This is a genomic window from Rhodococcus sp. P3_B8 (assembly GCF_056402775.1).
In genome coordinates this window covers 1-2,823 of the sequence record NZ_JBFUGT010000518.1, presented here as the reverse complement: position 1 = coordinate 2,823, position 2,823 = coordinate 1, and the positions used below count along the sequence as shown (strand labels likewise).

Annotated in this window: 3 protein-coding genes; all 3 read left to right on the top strand. The window is 66.7% G+C overall.

Going from position 1 to position 2,823, the window contains the following annotated elements:
* The coding region (locus tag AC1D1G_RS43910) for an NADPH:quinone oxidoreductase family protein (RefSeq protein ID WP_477956786.1) at nt 1-962 on the top strand (962 nt) is incomplete at its 5' end.
* Nucleotides 963-1,069: 107 nt separating this feature from the next.
* Nucleotides 1,070-1,540, top strand: coding sequence for a MarR family winged helix-turn-helix transcriptional regulator (locus AC1D1G_RS43905; protein WP_005574387.1), 471 nt, complete (start codon nt 1,070-1,072; stop codon nt 1,538-1,540).
* On the top strand, nt 1,537-2,823 hold a 1,287-nt coding region (locus AC1D1G_RS43900; RefSeq protein WP_477956785.1), incomplete at its 3' end, for a DHA2 family efflux MFS transporter permease subunit. The genes AC1D1G_RS43905 and AC1D1G_RS43900, both read left to right, overlap by 4 nt.

Genomic DNA, 2,823 nt, shown 5'->3' with positions numbered 1-2,823 from the left:
GCGCAGTGGTGGTGACGGAGCTGTCGGGGCCGGGCGGCATGACGCTGCAGGACGTACCCGAACCGGCGGCCGAGGGGCTCGTCCTGATCGACGTCAAGGCCAGCGGCGTGTGCTTCCCCGACCTGCTGATCAGCTACGGCAAGTATCAGCTCGGCCCCGAGTTGCCGTTCGTTCCCGGCGCCGAAGTTGCGGGTGTCGTGGTGTCGGCACCGGTCGACAGCGGATTCGAGCCCGGACAGCGGGTGCTCGCGGCGTCGCAGGTCGGCGGTTACGCCGAACGGGTCGCGGTGCCGCCGGCGCAGGTGCTGCCCAGTCCGTCGATTCTTGATTTCGACGAAGCGGCGTCGCTGATCGTCAACTACCAGACGATGGAATTCGCGCTGGAGCGCCGGGCCCGGCTGCGGGCAGGCGAAACCGTCGTCGTCCTCGGCGCGGCGGGTGGGGTGGGGACGTCCACCATCCAGCTGGCCAAGGCGCACGGCGCCCGCGTGATCGCGGTGGTGCGCCGGGACGGCGCCGACGACTTCCTGCGCGAACTGGGGGCCGACGAGGTCGTCCGCCTCGACGACGGCTGGGGCGCCCGGGTCCGTGAGCTGACCGGCGGCCGCGGCGCGCAGATCGTGGTCGACCCGGTTGGCGGCGACGCGTTCGACGAGGCCGTCCGGGTGCTGGCCCCGGAAGGCCGGCTGGTCGTGATCGGTTTCGCGGGCGGGACGATCCCCGAGGTGAAGGTGAACGGGGTGCTGTTCCGCAACATCAGCATCGTGGGTGCGGCGTGGGGTGAGTTCATCCGGACCGAACCGACTGCGCTGGAAGAGGCGCATGCCGCGTTGATCCGGCACGTCGAACGCGGACTGCGTCCCGTGGTCACCTCGCGGTATCCCCTCGAGCGGGCCGCGGACGCACTGCGTGACCTCGAGGCAGGCCTCGTGCTGGGTAAAGCGGTGCTCGTCCAGGACTGAACCCGCAGGTCCAGGCTGCCGCCGGGGGATGTGATACCTGACACCATTTATTCGGTTGCGCCATAGTTGCCCTTGGGCAATAGTTGCATGAGCGCTAGCATTCGAGGGTGCCCGACAAATCTCCTGATCTTCTCTTCGAACTACTCAACGATTTCTTCACCCAACTGTTGAGTGCGGGGGAGTCGGAGTCGATGGACAACCTCATCGAACTGGACCTCACGTTTTCGCAGGTGCGCATGCTCTTCGCGCTGGTTCAGCACGGTGAGCCACTTCCGATCAACGAGGTGGCCGAGCGGTTGCGGCTCTCGGTGGCCGCAGCGGGTCGGAACGTCGATCAACTCGTGAAACTGGGTCTGGTCGTTCGCCGGGAGGACGAACGCGACCGGCGGGTCAAGCGGGTCTCCCTGTCGGAGGCCGGACATAAGGTCGCTACCCAGCACATCGAATGCAAGCGTGATCAGTTGCGACGGTTCGCATGGCGGGTTCCGGAGATCGAGCGGACTCGGCTGATCGAGGCACTACAACCGATCCTCGCGGGGGAGTCCCTGCGAGAACTCAACCAGGAGATACTCGGATGACATCGCCGACCGCCGCGAACGCGGCGCCCGACAAGCTCGACGGCACGGTCCTCAAGATCGCGTCCGTGGTGGTGCTCGGTGCCATCATGTCGATCCTCGACGTCACCGTCGTCAGCGTCGCGTTGCCGACGTTCGCCACGGAGTTCGACACCACGTACGCCACCGTCGCGTGGACGATGACCGCGTACACGCTCGCCCTGGCCACCGTCATCCCCGTCACCGGGTGGGCGGCCGACCGATTCGGCACCAAGCGCCTCTACATGACGGCGCTCGTGCTGTTCGTGCTCGGCTCGGTGCTGTGTAGCTTCGCGTGGGACATCACGTCGCTCATCGGCTTCCGCGTCCTGCAGGGTCTCGGCGGCGGCATGTTGATGCCGCTCGGCATGACGATCATGACGAAGGCTGCCGGCCCCGACCGTGTCGGCCGGGTCATGGCGGTTCTCGGAATCCCCATGCTGCTCGGCCCCATCGGTGGTCCGATCCTCGGTGGCTGGCTGATCGAGGCGGCGAGCTGGCACTGGATCTTCCTGATCAACCTGCCCATCGGCATCATCGCCCTGGCCGCCGCGTTCATCATCCTGCCGTCCGACAACGCGTCGCCGTCCGAGTCCTTCGACTTCCTCGGCATGCTGCTGCTGTCGCCGGGTCTGGCTCTGTTCCTGTTCGGCGTGTCGTCAATCCCGGAGGTGGGGACCGTTGCTTCGGCGCGCGTGCTCGTGCCCGGTGCGGTCGGCCTGGTGCTGATCGTCGCGTTCGTGTTCCACGCGCTCCGCAAGGATCACCCGCTGATCGACCTGCACCTGTTCAAGAACCGGCAGCTGTCGGTCGCGGTCATCACGACCTCGCTGTTCATCGTCGCGTTCATGGGGGCCGGTCTGCTGTTCCCCAGCTACTTCATCCAGGTGGGCGGGCACACCACCCTCGCGGCCGGTCTGCTGATGGCTCCGCAGGGTATCGGCGCGATGCTGACCATGCCGGTGGCCGGACGTCTCGTCGACAAGATCGGGCCCGGCAAGATCGTGCTGACGGGTCTGCCGCTGATCCTGATCGGTCTGGGCGTCTTCACGCAGGTGGCGTCGGACTCGCCGACCTGGCTGCTGATGGGTGCGCTGTTCGTGATGGGCATGGGCATGGGCTGCACCATGATGCCGCTGATGACCGCAGCCATCGTCACGCTTTCCAACGAGCAGGTCGCGCGCGGTTCCACGCTGATGAACATCGTCCAGCAGACCGCCGGTTCGATCGGTACCGCCGTCATGTCGGTGGTCCTCACCAACCAGCTG